The following is a 17574-nucleotide window of genomic DNA, read 5'->3' as shown; positions in this document are numbered from 1 at the left end:
CTTCTATACCTCACCGTTTCAATTCTTCTCTCCTTCACGACTTCCTGAGGTTCAGAACATGTATTCTGCTGTCCTTACCATGCTGCCAATGATTTATCATCATAAAATACAGTTGGTCGATCGGCAAAGTAATACTGCTCTGAGCTATACTGATCGTCGCATCAACCATATTGCTGTTTGCCGTCATCAGCTTGCGTTTCATCCCGTTATGGCGCTCCAGAAACGCCTTCTCATCCTGAAGTTTAACCCCGATCATTTTTTGTCCCATCAATTCATACATAAAAATATGTTCAATATCCTTCCAGCCTACTGCACCACCTGAGGCATAAGAAGAAGAATCGATAAACCCATGCTCATTGATGACAAAGGAGGGTTCCTTTCGGATCATCTTCACGAGAATATAGCACAAGCATATCCCAAAAAAGAGGACAGATAAGATACCCAGGACACTGGATATGATGGAACTACCTGCGCCTGATGATCGGTCAAAGATCAGGAAGAATCCGGCACTCACAAAAAGTGCTGCCCCTGCCGTAAGCCAAGCCATTCGTTTCCTGCTCGGATATTCCACATGCTGTTCATAAGATGTATTCAAACGTTACCTCCTCCTTCTTGTGACTGGATCATGCGCAGTTCAAAACAGAAATGGCATTGTACATTAAACCATTCGGGCTATTTCTAAACATTTCCTACCGCTCATTTCTGCCCCTATGAAAAAAACTTAATGTAAGTGCACTCGGCAGGTTATTGTCCTGCACTTGTCTTTCCGTTAATATAAATGGAAAGCTTAGGAAATTACTGAATCTAAATGATAGCAGGAGGATAAGTGATGAACGGACAACGCGGCATGACATCGGAAGATTTGCTTCAGATTACATGGGTTAATGACCCCGTTCCGTCTCCCCAAGGCGGACATCTGGTATACGTTAGTCGGCAAACCAACGAAAAACACGACGGTTATCGCTCACACCTGAGACTACTGCATCTGGACAGTCGGAAGGACAGGCCCTTCACTTCTGGAGAGAATGATCATTCCCCGGCTTGGTCGCCGGATGGGGCACAGCTTGCTTTTATACGCGAATTTGATGGGAAATCTCAGGTATGGCTGATCGCTTCGGATGGCGGAGAAGCTCAGCAGATCAGTCATCTAAAGCATGGCGTGAGTTCCTTCTTATGGGCACCCGATGGTGGGACATTGCTTGTGAAGTCTTCTGTGGACATCGACGAAAAACCAGATACCGCTTCTGTACAATCTATCCAAGAAAGCAACAAGGAAAGCTCTCTTCCCCAGGAAGTAATCGTAGACCGGATTCGCATGAAATCGGATAGTGGCGGATTATGGAATGGCAGACGCTCTCATCTCTTTGTTATCGCGCCGATCAGCGCAGAGGCTATACCTGTAACAACAGGACACTATGATATTGGGGATTATGCTTGGTCACCCGATGGAAAACGCATCGCCTGGATTACCGAAATGCCCGAAAAAGGTGTAGATCATAGCGACTTTTCGTTAACTAATCATGTGTATACTTCCAGTCCTGACGGTTCAGATATACAACAAGTAACCCCGGAAGGGTATACCTTTTATCGGCTCAGTTATGCACCTGACGCGCAATCACTGGCCTTTCTCGCCAGTGACCACTCTTATGGCAATGCAACCCTTGCAAAGTTGTATACGCTTCCGATATCGGGTGGATCACTTGAATGCCTGAGTGCAGATTTAGATGTACAGATGAGCCACAGCCTTGTTGGTGATATGCGGTCCCATCTGGTGCCAACAGGCCCCATATATTCACAGGACGGCTCTGCCATTCTGTGTCTTGCAACGATACATGGCAGCGTGCGTATAGCCAGATTTACATTAGACGGAAATCACGCCGATTATATTTTGCCTGATGAGTGTGAGATCTATCAGTTTGTGGAGCTGGAAGAGGGCCAGATCGTGGCGGCTGTTGCCAATACACAAAATCCTGGAGACTTGTATCTGTTTGAGCAACCGGGGAACCCCGAAATCGAATCTGTGCGGCTTACCCGCAGTAACCCGCAACTGGATCAGGACATTTGGCTGAGCACGCCGGAAACCTTCTGGTTTGATTCCTCAGATGGGCTGAAGCTGCAAGGGTGGATCATGAAACCTCATGGCGTCGTTGAAGGTGTCAAAGTTCCGACCATTCTTGAGATTCATGGTGGCCCACATATGATGTATGGCTTCACTTTTATGCATGAGTTCCAGCTCCTTGTCGCTCAGGGCTATGCTGTGATGTATATCAATCCACGCGGAGGGCTGGGATATGGGCAGCAATTCGTCAATGCCTGTCGTGAAGATTACGGCGGAGGGGATTACCGAGATCTTATGGAGTCTGTGGATTATGCTTTGTCCAAGTATGCCTTCATCGATCCATCCAGACTGGGCGTAACCGGCGGCAGTTATGGTGGTTTCATGACCAATTGGATCGTCGGACATACAAACCGCTTCAAAGCTGCTGTCACTCAGCGCTCCATCTGCAACTGGCTGTCATTCTACGGGGTAAGTGATATTGGTTATTTCTTTACGGAAGATCAGATCGGCGGTAATGCTTGGGATGATACAGAAAAACTGTGGAAGCATTCCCCACTCGCTTATGTCGGTAATGTGCAGACCCCACTGCTTATTCTTCATGGCGAACAGGATCTTCGCTGTCCCATTGAGCAAGCCGAGCAATTATATGTTGCACTGAAACGCCGCAAGCAAACAACTCGGCTCGTGCGTTTCCCGGGGGCCAATCATGAATTATCCCGCGGCGGTCATCCTCACCTGAGGGTGCGACGTTTAGAGCATATCGTCGGGTGGTTTAATGAATATCTGTAACACACAAAAAGCCGTTATGCCTGTAATCACGAAACATTACAGGCATAACGGCTTGCTTTATTTTTTAAAATCAAACAACATGCGAACTCGCTTATTCTTCTCCCCAGATGACCGTAACTTCATTTAAATCATTATTGCTTGAAGAGGGGTTACCTGTAATCGTTACAGCATACTTGCCTTCCTCGCGACCTAAAATGCTGAATTCGTCAGCTTGAATATCCTCACTATTTTGAGTCAGGTTTTTATTCTGATAATAGTTTTTATAAGATGAAGCGAGGGTGCTCAGACTATCCTTGGTTGTATAGATAAGAACCACTTTTTTATTTCCATCAACAACGTTCTCGATCAGACTTGTCGCTTTGGCATCCTTAGGCAATGGAAAATCCGCTGGCAGGTACTTGGATTTCACTCCTGATGCTGTTGTGTTCGTACCTGTCGATGGGGGAGTTGAACTACCGCCACCAGTAGATGCAGATCCACCTGAGGAGCTGGAAGCACCAATGCTTACCTTATTATTTTTAGCATCATATTTCACTTCTGTATTCAACGCTTCTGCAATGGAACGAGCCGGAAGATATGTACTGCCTTGATACGTAATTGGCGCAAGCTTTTTGCCTTGGTCACCTGTTGGTGTAAATTTTTGTCCATTTACTTCGATGGCAAGTCCGTGGTTCAGATAGGCTTTGATCGTCTCCAGCTGTGTACCTGCATAGACACCTGCCGATCCCGTTAGTACCATACCAAATACACCTGCAGCAATCAGCCACTTTTTGTTTTTCATTTTCTTTTGCCTCCCATTTTCAGTTAAATATAAATTGACGTTATATCTTTAATTGAATAAAACGGATAATCATAGATATGATTCGGATACTTATAGTTCGTATAACAATGAGCTGTACTAGATAATTAAGGAGTCTCATCTTATATTAGCCATATCATAAGCACTTGATCGTATGTTGTAAACGATATCTCAACAAATCAGGACTTGGGTCATATAAAAATGGTTTGGAAGTTGCGAAAAATGAAGATGTATTAGATAATGATTTCTTGTTTGTAGGACGTAACAACGAATGAATGTAACCAAGGAGGACTTCATTGTTATGATAAATCACAATTTGTTTGATACACCGATTGCCCGGTTATCCACTGCTTCCGAGAAATGGGACGGGCTGGAGCAAACCTTTGGTGTGGCAGATGCACTCCCCATGTGGGTGGCCGACATGGATTTTGCTGCACCCCCGTCTGTTGTTGAAGCTTTGCAGACCCGAATAAAACACGGCATCTTGGGTTACACGCTACGTACCGAGGCCTACCACGCCGCAGTTACGGACTGGATGCTACGACGTCACAACTGGCAAATCCATGCGGACTGGATCGTATTCACACCCGGGATCGTACCGGCGCTCAGCATAGCGGTACAACAATTCACTTCACCTGGTGATGCCGTAGTCATCCAGACTCCGGTATACCCTCCCTTTTATAATGTGGTACAGGACCAGGGCAGAGAACTTATCACAAATCCACTAATCGAGAACCAAGGGCAATATACGATGGATCTGGAACAACTCGAAACCAGTCTGCAGACGGGTAAGGTCAAAATGCTGATCCTGTGCAGCCCGCACAATCCAGTTGGACGTGTATGGAGCCGCGAGGAGTTGGAAGGACTTGCATCGCTGTGTCTAAAATACAATGTACTCATCGTATCGGATGAGATTCATGCCGATCTGGTATATGAGCGGGGAACTCATACGCCGCTTAGTCTGATCTCCGAAGCGATCGCAGAACACAGCATCATCTGCACAGCACCAAGCAAAACGTTCAATATTCCCGGATTATGTACATCCAATATCATCATTCCCAACGCCGAATTGCGGGCACAATTTGCCCATGGTGTGACCACCATGGGATTATCCAGCATCAGTACACTCGGAGCTGTGGCAACCGAAGCGGCTTATAATAGTGGTGAAAGCTGGCTCGATCAGTGTCTTGCTTACATTCGAGGTAATATGGAATACGTGAAGCAATTTATTGCCGAGCATATACCTGGCGTCCGGGTACATCTACCTGAAGCAACCTATCTGTTATGGGTCGATTTCCGTGGATTAGGGTTGACTCATGCGCAATTAAGCAAGAAACTGCTTCATGAGGCAGGGCTCGCTTTCAATGACGGGATTGTATTTGGTAAGGAAAGTTCCGGATACATGCGCATAAACGTAGCCTGTCCACGTGCGACAGTTGAAGAAGCTATGCGCAGATTGCTAGTGCTGGTCAAGAAGTAAACAGCAGGGTGTCTCAGCAGTCATATCATGTTTTTTCATGATTACTGCTGTGACACCTTATTTTTATGCCAACAGTCCATTTCACTTTGCATTTATTTATCTTCTGTTTTCTTACGCCATCCTCGCTCCCCATCCTCATTCATTTTAATTTTTCTTGTTCCTGTTCCTTTACCTTTACCTTTACCTTTACCTTACCTAACCTTACTATCTGAACCTTTCGGTTACTTATTTCTATGATTCTGAATAAATTGCACGGATGCCTGTAGCGCCTGCTGTGCAGCTTCACTACTCAGATCAAACTGATAATCATGCCCCAATTTTGCGGAGGATGATTGAAAAAATAACGTTTCTGTTGTAACCCCCTGATGCTTCAACACTTCCGCTAATTCCATCGATTGTACGGTCAAAGGATCATCATTACCAGAAGTGATAAATGATGGTGGAAATGCGCCTGTAGCCTGAAGTACCGTTGACATTTGATCCAGATTTGGATCATCTTCGTATACCTTGCTTCCCGTGTATGACCAGAGGAACGTGCGCATAAATGGAAAACCTGTACTCTGAGCGGTACGCAAGTTATACGGGCCACAGAACAAAAGCGTTCCTCTTAACCGACCAGGCTCAACCGATGGCGTTATATTCATTTGTTTTGCCAGATTGGGATTCGTGAGCAACGCTGCAGTCTGACTTGCAATCTGGGCACCCGCTGAATTACCGGCAAGAAATAGGTTATTCGGATCGCCTTGATATTGACTGACATGATCTCTGATATAAGTTAAAGCCTGATTTGTTTGTTGAACAGGCACAGGATATGTCGTACCTGGTGCAAGTGCATAGTTTATACTCACCACCACATGACCACGTTTGCTCAGCTGCACCGCATAATCGGCAATGTCTCCTTTATCGCCCATAACCCAACCGCCGCCATGAACCCACACTACGACCGGCAACGGTTCAGTTGCTGCGGAAGGATAATAAATGTCCAACGTACTGTTGCGCCGGCCTTCATCCGCATAGACCACATCGGTAACCTGAGTTACCCCTTCCAATTCATTCGTGTGTTTGCTATTTGTGTTCGAAGTAGCGAGCTCAAGTCCTGATTTCAGCAAGAAAACCGTTATTTTAGGTGTAAACTGTGCGCTGATTCCTACAAAACCGATAATCAGGATCATTAAACAGATGGGAACCCAGTAACGCTTTCGTTTCAATCCAAATCTGCCTTTACGCTTAGATTTTGTTCTGTTCACACGCTTTGACTCAGTTCTGCCTGGACGTTCCATCCTATGCCCTGGTTGCACCAGCTTACACCTCGTTCCATGTCCAATGGACTTAATCTTTCTATAGAGGTGTACGCGCCAGCAAAAATCAAGTTTCTCTTATGCATTTCCACAGGATAGATCATAAGCCGCCGACTTGCAGAATTAGGCTTCTTAATTCGGTCTGTTACGGATCTCCTGACTAACCTTGACGTAGATCGCGGACACCTTCTGCTCTAACGTTTGAATGTCCCGGGTTGCAGCCGACCACCTTTCGGCCGAAGAAACCAAAGAATTCAAAGCACTTAATGCACGTGAAGGCTCACCTTTTTTCAGTATTTGTTTGAAGTTCCGCAAGGCATTCATATATCGTTCTCTGGACAAGCTGACCTGCTTCTTGGCTGTTTTGATCTGTTTTTTTATTGTATTCGTACCATTTAACATGGTTCGCAGCCGCTTCACCTCGTTATTTTTCCGCTTCCGTGCTTCAGCAAGGTTCATTTTCTTCGTACGAATATCCTCCCGTGCCAACTGCACCAGCGGTTTCAACGTTTCGACCTGAGTACGAATGGCAGAACTCCACTCTTTGCTCTGAAGACCCTTGGCTGCAGACAGTTGTTTGTTCAACGAGCTATAGAGTTGGAACAACGGTTCATACCTTGCACGCGTATGCTCGAGGCTCTCCTGAAGCGCAGCCAGCTTTGCTGCGTCAGTGCCACTGATTTCTTTGCGCAGCTTCATCAATTCAGTCGCATTGGTCGTATGGAGTTGCTTGATCTTTTGTTCCCACATTTCTTTCTGTGACTTCCATTGCCCGGCAGTCTCATACGATTGCTGCAAGTTTCGCTTGGTCTGTGCATCCGCCTTGTTTAATACCATGTTCCAGGCTTTCTGCGCGTTTACATTCAGTTCGATCCCCTCGCCGTGAACTGTTGCTGTATTGCACATCATTCCAATCCCGAATGTTACAGCTAACATCACACTCAATCTTCGTAAAATAGAATGTCTAATAAACAAGTTTAATGAAGACTGAATAAACAGATCCCACTTTGAATGTACGATCCCTCCATTCTTTGATTGCTGTTCCAATGTTGAATGCTCTGCCAACTGAGATTTCTGTAAGCTAAAATGCATATCCTTTTGCCCCCTTGTCAAGTTTGTCTTACACCCCAACTGCTACTCCCTCCGTACTCGTCGTTGGGAGACCATTCAATACTCTCGATCGAACACATCTCCTTTGCAGTTCAAGATTCCAGGTCAGCGATCGATTCCGTATACGACAAAAAAAGCACCCGCAAGTCAGGCATATGCCTGCTCTTACGGGTGCTTCCCTCCTGAGCCGTTCCATATAAGATTCGATGAATTAAATCGTTGCTTGAATCTCCACTTTTCCTAATATATTCCATAACAATCGTTTGGTCAAGATGCATGTTGGAATATTATGCACATTCTGTAACAAGCAAATATGGTGAATGATACAACCTGCAGCTACAGACAGTGCAGAAGAATAAACAAGTTATAGATCGCCTAGAATGGCTTTCATATTCTCGGTGAGATCTTCCTCTTTTAACATCATATATATGCCCTGGCCTTTGAGCATATTTAGTTTAATCTGGTAGAAAGTGTCCCGATTTGTATTAACTCCGGATCTTTGGCGCTGGATCAGTTCGCTAATAATTTGTTTGTTTTTCGTCGCGACTTTCCTGTTTCCGTTCAGGTTTTCATTGATAAATTGCGAATCAGCATAGACCCATTTCACTTTACCGGGGCTATCGATCTCCTGTTTAATAAACTGGGCGGAGGCAATTTCATCTACAGAAACCTGAAGCTGATCATACAACTTGTGATCCTTGAGCCATGCCATCAAACGGGTATAGGTTGGTTTAATCTCATACGTTGATCTAGCGTTAGTTCGATCCAGTATCTGCTTGCCCGATGATTCATCCACATTCGGATAGATGTCGGCTGACGCAAATGATTCCCAAGGAGATTTCTGATCTTGATACGTTTGATCTAGAATTTCTGATTTCAGCAATGCATTGAATTCACGGACTAACTGAGGGTCACTGATGTACACAGTACGATCATTAAGAATGCTTGACCGAATACCGATACTGCGAACATCGCTATCCAGTCCATAAGTTTCATATCTGGTTATTTTGTAATCTTTCCAGTTTTTCATATTCTCTAATTCTGATTGAAAAGCGGGCTCTAAAACGTTGTATTCCCTTGATAAGGTTTTCCCATTCTTTAACTTGTAATCAATGATGACGCTCTCTTCCCCTTGTATATATTGATTCTGTCCTCTGTCCTGAAAAGACCGATCGGCATCCACAATTTTCTGATGAAGGTCAAGAACAGCCTCTATATACCCCTCCGTGTTAGAGTATAATTTTTCGTCATCCACCCTCACATAGTCATTATTAATGTAGATAGAGCGATCGCCTCCAATACGCACCTTCTCTACATTGTCTCTGGAAGGTACGTTGGCTGCATATCCGTTCCAATCTGCAACAGGCACGTATAGGATCAGCGCAGCTGCAATCCCGTATACTGCAAACCTTGGTAATAAGCTACGGTTCCAGATCAACCAGGTTTTGCGAATAATCATCTCAGCTCCAATGTATCCGGCAACGCCTCCGATGACATACCCGACAATACCCCACATATCCGAATTTCTGAGTGAAATTGTCGCCAGGTACGCACCAAACGTCAGCACAACCGTCAACATGAAGCCAAAACGGAAAATCGGCTTTACAATTCGGAATGTAATGGCCTGCGATGCCGATTCCACATGCCGTTTGCGATATAAAAGATAGGAGAGGACGATAAGTAGCACCGTCATAGCAGCATAGATCCCAATTTCACTCCAGCCCGGGGCATATTCCATCAACCCAACCCGGGCGACTGGAGATAGGATTACCCCACTGGATATGAGCGCGTCATCCGGGAAACCTAACAAATAACGCTTCAAATGCATTCCAAAAGTTCCCCAAAAAATTAATGGAATCAGGCTGATGCCATACACAGTAAGTCCTTGTAAGATGGACTGTCCAATACACATGCCCACCGCAACGGTCAGCATAAACATGAACAACGAAATGACACTCATCGTCAAGCCCCACATCCAGATCACACTACCGTCAAAAATAAAAGCAGGTTCATCCAGAGCCGCGGACACCCATGCCGTAACTCCAGCTGTAATCCAGATAGGAACCAGGATCATCACATATCCCGTCATCAGGTTCATCGTCAGCAGATGTTTCCGTTGCAGCGGCAGGCTGTGGTATACATCGGCAGGTCCACCAGCTTGGATATACCGGAACAGGAATAATGCAATCACTACCGGAACCGTTATCGCGAAGAACCAGTGAAATTCTCCACGCGCTCTAAACAAAGTGCTGATTTCTTCTGCATAATCCCGGTACTGTGTACCGATAAATAACGGAAGTGAATATAATAACAGAAGCAGATAAACAATCCCGAGCCATCCATGCTGCCTAAAATTTTGGTACAGGATGCCGCGGTTAAAGTATAATCGGTTGAATGTCATAACCCGCACCCTCCATTTCATAGATGAAAATTTCCTCCAGCGTTAGCGGCAACACATCCAGCAGATACGGATCATGCAAACGAAATTGCGAAGTAACATCTTCACGATGACCTTTAACAATGTACAAAGTGACACTTCCTCTTTTTTCTTCATGCAAAATGTGAACTTGTTCTTTCAACGAATCAGCATGATTCGGATGACGGAAAGCAACCTGGATCTTGTGCGTGTCGGCCTTAAGGTCATCCAGATCTTTCTGAACGATAATTTGGCCTTTGTGCATGATGGCTACATGGTCACAGAGATCTTCAATCTCACGCAGATTGTGAGACGAGATGATGATCGTCACCTGACGCTCTGCCGCTTCCTGGAACAGCAGGTTTTTGATCTGCTGGCGCATGACAGGATCGAGTCCATCAATCGGTTCATCCATCAGCAACACCTCAGGCATACAACTGAGTCCCAGCCATACCGCGGCCTGACGGCGCATGCCTTTGGACATGCGATGAAGCTTGCGTTTTACATCTAATTTGAAGACAGAAGCCAGTTGGTTAAATCGCTCATCACTCCATTGTGGATACACGGAACGGTAAAATTGAGCCATGTGAGTTATCGAAGATTGTGGGAAAAAGTACGGTGCATCGGCCATAAAAATCGTACGGCCTTTAAGATCCAGATTCTCGTAGATTTCTGCCCCTTTGATGCGTACAGTTCCACTGTCTTGTCGATAGATCCCTGCAATGATTTTGAGTAGCGATGTTTTGCCTGCCCCGTTAGAACCGAGCAGACCGTAAATCGATCCCTTATGTATGTGCATGCTTATGCCATTAACGGCTTTTTCCTGTTCAAAAGCTTTAATGACTTGGTTCAGCTCAATCATGAGGTACCTCCTTTTCTATGCGAGCCATCGCTTCTTCAAATAACAGAGTCATCTCCGCCTTGGTTAAACCGGAAAATGAAGCTTCGGCAATCAGTTTTACCAAGGAATCTCTGATCTCATCTTTCATAGCCTCCTTCGGATGTTCCACAGATGATGATACGAAACTTCCTTTACCCTGCAAGGAATAAATATAACCTTCACGCTCAAGCTCACGGTATGCCTTTTGAATCGTATTCGGGTTCACGGTGAGCTGTGTTGATAATGACCGAACGGAAGGAAGCTGCTCATCGGGTTTCAGAATACCGTATACGATCATTTCTTTGACTTTATCCACCAGCTGCTCATAGATCGCCTTACGGCTACGTACATCCAATTCGAACATCCCGCACCTCCTCTCTTAAATGGGTTAACTGTCATCCATTCTTTTCTTTACGACCGATGTTCATGTTGCATTTATGTTTTTCGGTTAAAAGATGGATGGATGATACTTCTGGGTTACACTGTGTCATCTGTACTACTATTAATAATACAGTTAATACAGTTTGTCAATCTTAAATTTGACTCCTTAACGTAAAACCGAGGGAAGAGCAACAATTTATAAATAATCAGCTAATATGGTATAATTGACATATGTAAATAGCATTAGAGAAACACTTCGCTTTATTTTCCTGTACTCTTTGAAAACTTAAGAGGATATTTCGTTTTTTGAAAACAATTTTAGAGGGTGCTTTACGAAAGCCCTGTTAAAGATCATGTTTTTCTATTTCAGGTTATCGAGCTCTGCTTATGATTCAGACTTGTTATAGAATATGTGTGTTGATGTTTGACGTTTGACGTCTGGCGTTTTGTGTTTGACGTTTGGCGTTTGCACATTTGATCATTGGATCGTTTTTATCACATACAGCATTGAGAGAAAATAATTGGGAATAGTTTGAATATGACATGCTCGCTATCGGGTGAAAATATATTCGAAAGCTTGTTCTGCACTTGTGCCTTCGTTATGATGAGTTAGGACAAGTTCGGGTGTGCGCGAGCGTGTAGGAATGTGTTCGGGTGTGTTCGGGTCTGTTTGTGTGTATTCGTGTGTATTCGTGTGTGTTCGTGTGTGTTCGGGGATATTTGGGGATATTCGGGGGTATCCGGCAGAAGAAGCTCTGTTATTTATTTAGTACAGAACATTTTTGTGCAAATCAAGTGTGTCTGGACACCTACTGAAGTACATCTTGGGCTGACTTTTCGCCCCTGCTTCATCACTTTCCCTTGACGTGCCCCGGTACGCTTGCAGTACACTTCCTGGCATGGAACGAAAATTCAGCTAAACAGGCTTCCTTCAGCGTTTTCAGACACACCTTAGAGCTGTAATCACATGGTGGGAATATTGTTCTTTTTGCCGATCTGACATTCTGATGTTCTGATGTTCTGATGTTCTGATGTTCTGATGTTTAGGTGTTTAGGTGTTTAGGTGTTTAGGTGTTTAGGTGTTTCGTTATTCTAGTATTCTAATGTTCTAATATTCAAATATTCTGATGTTCTGTTATTTCAGCTTTTAAGTAGTAGTTTAATTTATCGGATTAAAACATGTCCACATGTCGTGTACATTTAGTGATTTTGTTTAACAAAAGGTGGACACTTTTTTGAGAATGATACCCTTCACATACCAATCTACATATAGATTAAAATTTACATTTTGTCATTTTTTTATCTATATACAGTATTTCGAACATTAGCAGAGGGACATACTCTATTTGAGAGGGGTGTCCACTCTTTAAAAGACAAAAAAGGTTCATTTGTTCTCATACAGTGGACATACTTGGGTTGGGGTTTGGTATCTATTAATACTACAAATAAAATCGAGGTAAATGCTCAATGAATACATTTAAAAGTACATTTTCAGATAAGGATGCTACAACAACCAGGTTCTGTCCAACTTCTCGCGTACTGATTGTAACGGCAGTAGATGCGGAAAAGGATGCAATCCTTCGCGGTTTGGGTGAGGATGCCGCTGCCCAATTTGATGTAATTGCGGCGGGCGTTGGCCCTGCCTCGGCCGCTGCCGGAACTGCCGCTGCCATAGCCTTTGCTTCTGCAGCGGCAAGTTCACTTGAACTGGCGCAAGGCACTGCCGCGCCAGAAGAACGTGATGCGGCACAGGCATCCGCCGCATCTTCAGGGCCGGGGCCCGCTGCCGGAACCGGCGCCAGATCACCAGCCTATGGGCTGGTAATCAGTGCCGGCATCGGCGGCGGGTTCCCCGGCCGGGCGGACGTCGGCTCCCTCGTGGTAGCCGACGCTATGGTTGCAGCCGATCTGGGCTCGCAGACGCCAGACGGCTTTCTCTCTGTGGACGAGCTCGGATTCGGCTCGTCCCGTGTGGCGGCGGACGCGGTGCTTGCCGCGCGCCTGCGCCATGAGCTGCAGCGTGCAGGGCTCGCTGTCAGCGGGGGCACTGCGGTCACCGTGTCCACGGCGACCGGAACCGCGCAGACGGCCGCGGAGCTGCTGCGCCGCGTGCCGGATGCCGCCGCCGAAGGTATGGAAGGCTTCGGCGTGGCAACAGCTGCGCAGCAGTTCGGCCTGCCGGCGCTCGAACTGCGAGGTATATCTAACGCGGTCGGTCCACGCGACCGCGACGCTTGGCGCATCAAGGATGCCCTGGATGCGCTTCAAGCAGCAAGTTCAATTTTACGGGAGGTTATTACATCATGAATATTGCTTTTTCCCCTTGTCCTAACGATACATTTATCTTTCACGCCTGGGTGCACGGGCTGATTCCTGGTGCGCCTGAACTTGAGGTTCGATACGCGGACATCGATATAACGAACGGCCTTGCTGCGAGTCCTATCGGACCCGAAATTCCCGAAGTGATGAAAATCTCTTATGCAGCGCTACCCTATGTACTGAAAAACTATGCTTTGTTACCTGCTGGCGGTGCGCTTGGTAGAGGTTGCGGTCCTTTAGTTTTGACTGCTGATGGCACAACGGACCCAGCATACCTGTCTGGGAGACGGGTTGCCGTGCCGAGCGAGCGCTCTACAGCCTATCTCTTATTCCGTCTATGGGCCGCACAAAATGTCCCTGGCGGTGTCGGTGAAATTGTGGTCATGCCTTTTGATAAGATCATGCCTGCCGTTCGCGATGGTCAGATTGATGCCGGACTGGTCATCCATGAAGCGCGTTTTACGTACCAAAACTATAATTTGCAACTGATGACAGACCTCGGCAACTGGTGGGAAAGTGATACAGGCTTGCCGATCCCGCTTGGTGCCATTATTGCACGACGTGATCTGGATGCTCATGCTCTCGCTGGCTGGGCTCGTGCCTCTGTGGAATATGCCTGGGCACATCCTGAAGAATCCCAAGCATACGTGATGCAACACGCACAGGAAATGGATCCCCATGTCGCCGCTCAACATATCGATCTGTACGTCAACGAATTCAGTGCAAATTTGGGCGAAGATGGATACGCAGCCATCACGGCACTGCTTGGTCGAGCAATGCAAGAAAAACTGGTTCCCGAGTTCGACCTGAACCTGTTACGAATCTGACCTCCCATTACAGTGCTAGGTGCTCCCTATTGACTGGTAATGATTGGTTCGCGCTTATTGGTTAGCACTGAAATGTTGTTAGTTTATTTAACTACGAGCATAGCCAAAGCTATTGCTAACCGGTTAGAGCCTGACTTTTGACAGCTGCGTATCTCTAACGATCCTGACAGAGCTTATTTGGCCCATTTTTGCACTCTGTAAATTCTAACGATCACCAGGGAGCTTATTTCGCCGAAAATGACTCTTTTCCACCTCAATCTTGTCTATTTTCGTAAAATAGCGTTCCTACGGATCGTTAGAATTTTAAAACCACCAAATTGGCGTGAATAGCGTCTGTGGAGATCGTTAGATTTTTCACCAGACAATTGTGCAAGCTCATCGGGTCGGGTCTAACGCGCAGTTTCATTGAATCTATTCAAAGTTCACCCTTTTTATTGGGCACTAGCTCGCAAAACCAACCTCAGATCGGCGATATATTTAAACATTAACTTCACTGAACATATGAAAAGGGCAACTCCGCGCGCCACCTTTGTGACGTACTGGAGCTGCCCTTTGTTGGTTGGTTCTTTGAATTCTTTGGTTCTTGTTTCTTGGTTCCTTGCTTCCTTGGTACGTTAGTTCGTTGATCCGTTAGTTCGTTGGTACGTTCGCCTTTCATTGGCTGGTTCTCTCTTTGGTTTTTCGTTGATTCGTTAGATCGCTGGATCGTTAGTTCGTTGATTCTTTCGTTGATCCGTTGGTACGTTGGCTTGTTGGTACGTTGGCTTGTTGGTACGTTGGCTTGTTGGTTCGTACTTCTTTGGTTCTTGGTTCCTTGCTTCCTTGGTACGTTAGTTCGTTAGTTCTTTGGTTCTTTGGTTCTTGGCTCCTTGCTTCCTTGGTATGTTAGTTCGTTGATCCGTTGGTACGTTGGCTTGTTGGTTCTTTCGTTGGTACGTTCGCCTTTCATTGGTTGGTTCTCTCTTTGGTTTTTCGTTGGTTCGTTGATCCGTTGGTTCTTTCGTTGGATCATTTTATTTGCAGTTTATTTTTTTATTTCGTCCTCTATATTTATGTTGGCCTCTGACAGGACCGTGCGGATCATGGATCGCAGTGCATCCAGCATTACGGGCAGTGGCAAAGATGGAACAGATGGCTCCAGTACAGCCATTTCAGTGGATGCCGGAAAATGTATAAACCCCGCCTTCACGGACAATTGTTGTATCCGAATGTAATCCAGTACCCGGTACATCGTGTTATTGCATATATACGTTCCCGCTGTGTTGGAGACGTTTGCCGGTATGCCTGCTGACAACATATCATTGACCATCGCCCGGATGGGCAAGGTGGAAAATAAACCGTCTGGACTTCCCATTGCAATTGGCTCGTCCACTGGGCGCTGGCCTTGATTGTCCGCATAAGATCGGGGCGGAGTATCCTTCACATTGATCGCGATGCGCTCTGGCGTGACCGCGGTTCTACCTTTTGCCAACCCGCAAGCAATAACGACATCCGGCTGAAAAGCCTCCATCTCTTCAATTAGCAAGTCTGCACATTCATCAAAATGCACAGGCAGCAGCACGGTTTTTAATACAGCCCCTTCAATTACCTCATGCGCTAATGCATCCATTAACGCTCCCGTCGGGTTCACGGCATCCCCGCCAAAAGGCTCAAACCCCGAAATCAGTAACTTCATCAACTTCTGCACTCCCTCCTGATGTAATAATATAAATGCTAAAACCTGCTTCGCCTATTAGCAGCTATTTATTAACCCTGTTCTTCCTCTATACAACTGCAAGGCTTGGCAACTCCGGCGCCCCTTGTTAACCAAACCTTTGTTTATTTCTCCACGGATACAACACAGATCCCATCACGACAACTTGACTGCGCTACATCACTCACAGGGAACAGTCGCCCTATGCATGGAACATATCACCAATCCACGTCTCTAAACTTACCATCTTTCACTCGCCCGGCATTTCCAACGTTCCATCCCGCTTTCGTGCATCTTGGGCATTATGAATATGAATACGTGCCTTCCCATCACTAGCCAGCGTTCTTACTCCGATCTGTAGCGCAGACCCCATTGCCGCCGAACCGTGTCCATCAACTTCATGATTTCGAGAGATTCGTCCAGTTTCATGGTGTTACTCTCCGTGCGGCCTTGCAGGATGCAACGTCCCGCCTCTTCCGCTTCGAACGCATACCCGATACACGTCCGATCATCCACAAACTTCTCGGGATCGTCCTGTCCATTCACATGTAAGTAGGCTTCTTTGCCTGCAAGGAAAAAAGGCAGACGAATTCGCCCTTCTGTTCCATATATGACAGCCTCATTGTTCAGATTCAAACGAATGGCACCGTTCAGTGACGCCGAACGTCCCTCCGAATACGACAACAGTACGGAGAATTGCTCGTCCACACCGGTTTCCCCAATATGCGCTGTGCTCCATACATGCTGTGGTTGTTCACCAAAAATCATCGATGCGAAAGAGATCGGATATACTCCGGCATCCAGCAATGCACCACCACCTAGATCGGGATTAAGTAGCCTTCCTTCCGGCTCCCAGCCAATGCGGAATCCAAAATCCGCCTGCACCATCCGCACTTCACCAATGCGCCCTTCCGCAATCCACGCCCGTGCCTGGGCAATCGGCGGCAGAAATCTTGTCCACATGCCTTCCATTAGAAAAAGCTTCCGCTCTCGCGCCGTTTCCACCAATGGTTCCAGTTGACGCGAATTCATCACAAAAGGTTTCTCGCAAAGTACCGCTTTACCTGCTTCGAGGCAGGCCATCACATTTTCCTTATGTACCGGATGAGGGGTTGCCACATAGATGATATCCACCTCAGGGTCTCGCAGCAATTCATCATATGAAGCGTAAGCGCGTTCAAAACCATATTCGGCTGCGAACTTCTCTGCACTGCCTGCGGTTCGTGAACCAACCGCTGCTTTCTCCGCATTCCCGGCATGCACCAGGTCCTTCGCAAACTGGGATGCAATCCATCCCGTGCCCATAATGCCCCACCGTACCTTATCCCGTCCCGCTGTCTGTGTCATCCGTACATCCTCCTACTACAAATTTGAGTGTTACAAGGTTCATGATTCAGACCAGCCAACGTGGTATCTCTCTTATTTTACCAAAAAGAAACGTTTTCGTCAGAAAACCTGCTTCTCTTCATCACATTTCATTTCTGCATCAGATTTGCTAAGATGATTTGGAGACAAACCCTGAG

Annotated in this window: 13 protein-coding genes; 4 read left to right on the top strand and 9 right to left on the bottom strand. The window is 46.2% G+C overall.

Annotation, left to right across the window (positions count from 1 at the left end):
• Window positions 1-34: 34 nt before the first annotated feature.
• Window positions 35-595 (bottom strand): STM3941 family protein, encoded by a 561-nt coding sequence (locus AC1VYS_RS05790; RefSeq protein WP_482913405.1) that lies wholly within the window; start codon window positions 593-595, stop codon window positions 35-37.
• A 234-nt stretch (window positions 596-829) separates the two neighbouring features.
• Between AC1VYS_RS05790 and AC1VYS_RS05785 the strand changes: the two genes are divergently transcribed.
• Window positions 830-2848, top strand: a complete 2019-nt coding sequence (locus AC1VYS_RS05785; RefSeq protein WP_482913404.1) for a S9 family peptidase — start codon at window positions 830-832, stop codon at window positions 2846-2848.
• A gap of 91 nt (window positions 2849-2939) precedes the next feature.
• On the opposite strand, the gene AC1VYS_RS05780 is transcribed toward AC1VYS_RS05785, so the two are convergent.
• A complete protein-coding gene (locus AC1VYS_RS05780) occupies window positions 2940-3629 on the bottom strand; it encodes a stalk domain-containing protein (RefSeq protein WP_482913403.1) in 690 nt (229 codons plus the stop codon).
• Between the two features lie 319 nt (window positions 3630-3948).
• On the opposite strand from AC1VYS_RS05780, the gene AC1VYS_RS05775 reads away from it, so the two are divergent.
• On the top strand, window positions 3949-5127 hold the full coding sequence (locus tag AC1VYS_RS05775) for a MalY/PatB family protein (protein WP_482913402.1): 1179 nt from the start codon (window positions 3949-3951) through the stop codon (window positions 5125-5127).
• A 221-nt stretch (window positions 5128-5348) separates the two neighbouring features.
• On the opposite strand, the gene AC1VYS_RS05770 is transcribed toward AC1VYS_RS05775, so the two are convergent.
• The 5 genes from AC1VYS_RS05770 to AC1VYS_RS05750 all read right to left on the bottom strand — a co-directional run bounded on the left by AC1VYS_RS05770 (window position 5349) and on the right by AC1VYS_RS05750 (window position 11195).
• Window positions 5349-6374, bottom strand: a complete 1026-nt coding sequence (locus tag AC1VYS_RS05770) for an alpha/beta hydrolase (protein WP_482913401.1) — start codon at window positions 6372-6374, stop codon at window positions 5349-5351.
• 183 nt (window positions 6375-6557) lie between these two features.
• On the bottom strand, window positions 6558-7517 hold the full coding sequence (locus AC1VYS_RS05765) for a hypothetical protein (protein ID WP_482913400.1): 960 nt from the start codon (window positions 7515-7517) through the stop codon (window positions 6558-6560).
• A gap of 382 nt (window positions 7518-7899) precedes the next feature.
• The gene (locus tag AC1VYS_RS05760) at window positions 7900-9936 is read right to left on the bottom strand and encodes a hypothetical protein (RefSeq protein ID WP_482913399.1); all 2037 of its coding nucleotides are present in this window, start codon (window positions 9934-9936) and stop codon (window positions 7900-7902) included.
• Entirely contained in the window at window positions 9911-10813 is a 903-nt protein-coding gene (locus AC1VYS_RS05755) for an ABC transporter ATP-binding protein (RefSeq protein ID WP_482913398.1), read from the bottom strand. Before AC1VYS_RS05755 ends, AC1VYS_RS05760 begins: the two co-directional genes overlap by 26 nt.
• A complete protein-coding gene (locus tag AC1VYS_RS05750; RefSeq protein WP_482913397.1) occupies window positions 10806-11195 on the bottom strand; it encodes a GntR family transcriptional regulator in 390 nt (129 codons plus the stop codon). Before AC1VYS_RS05750 ends, AC1VYS_RS05755 begins: the two co-directional genes overlap by 8 nt.
• Window positions 11196-12679: 1484 nt before the next feature.
• Here AC1VYS_RS05750 and AC1VYS_RS05745 point away from each other — a divergent pair.
• The gene (locus tag AC1VYS_RS05745; protein ID WP_482913396.1) at window positions 12680-13519 is read left to right on the top strand and encodes a futalosine hydrolase; all 840 of its coding nucleotides are present in this window, start codon (window positions 12680-12682) and stop codon (window positions 13517-13519) included.
• The gene (locus AC1VYS_RS05740; protein WP_482913395.1) at window positions 13516-14358 is read left to right on the top strand and encodes a 1,4-dihydroxy-6-naphtoate synthase; all 843 of its coding nucleotides are present in this window, start codon (window positions 13516-13518) and stop codon (window positions 14356-14358) included. Before AC1VYS_RS05745 ends, AC1VYS_RS05740 begins: the two co-directional genes overlap by 4 nt.
• Window positions 14359-15382: 1024 nt before the next feature.
• Here the strand turns inward: AC1VYS_RS05740 and AC1VYS_RS05735 are convergent.
• Both AC1VYS_RS05735 and AC1VYS_RS05730 read right to left on the bottom strand, forming a co-directional pair.
• Window positions 15383-16033 (bottom strand): pyroglutamyl-peptidase I, encoded by a 651-nt coding sequence (locus AC1VYS_RS05735; RefSeq protein ID WP_482914920.1) that lies wholly within the window; start codon window positions 16031-16033, stop codon window positions 15383-15385.
• Between the two features lie 363 nt (window positions 16034-16396).
• Entirely contained in the window at window positions 16397-17398 is a 1002-nt protein-coding gene (locus tag AC1VYS_RS05730) for a Gfo/Idh/MocA family protein (RefSeq protein ID WP_482913394.1), read from the bottom strand.
• Between the last annotated feature and the right edge of the window lie 176 nt (window positions 17399-17574).

The sequence above is a fragment of the Paenibacillus sp. G34 genome, assembly GCF_056856875.1.
This window is presented reverse-complemented; position numbering and strand designations above follow the sequence as displayed.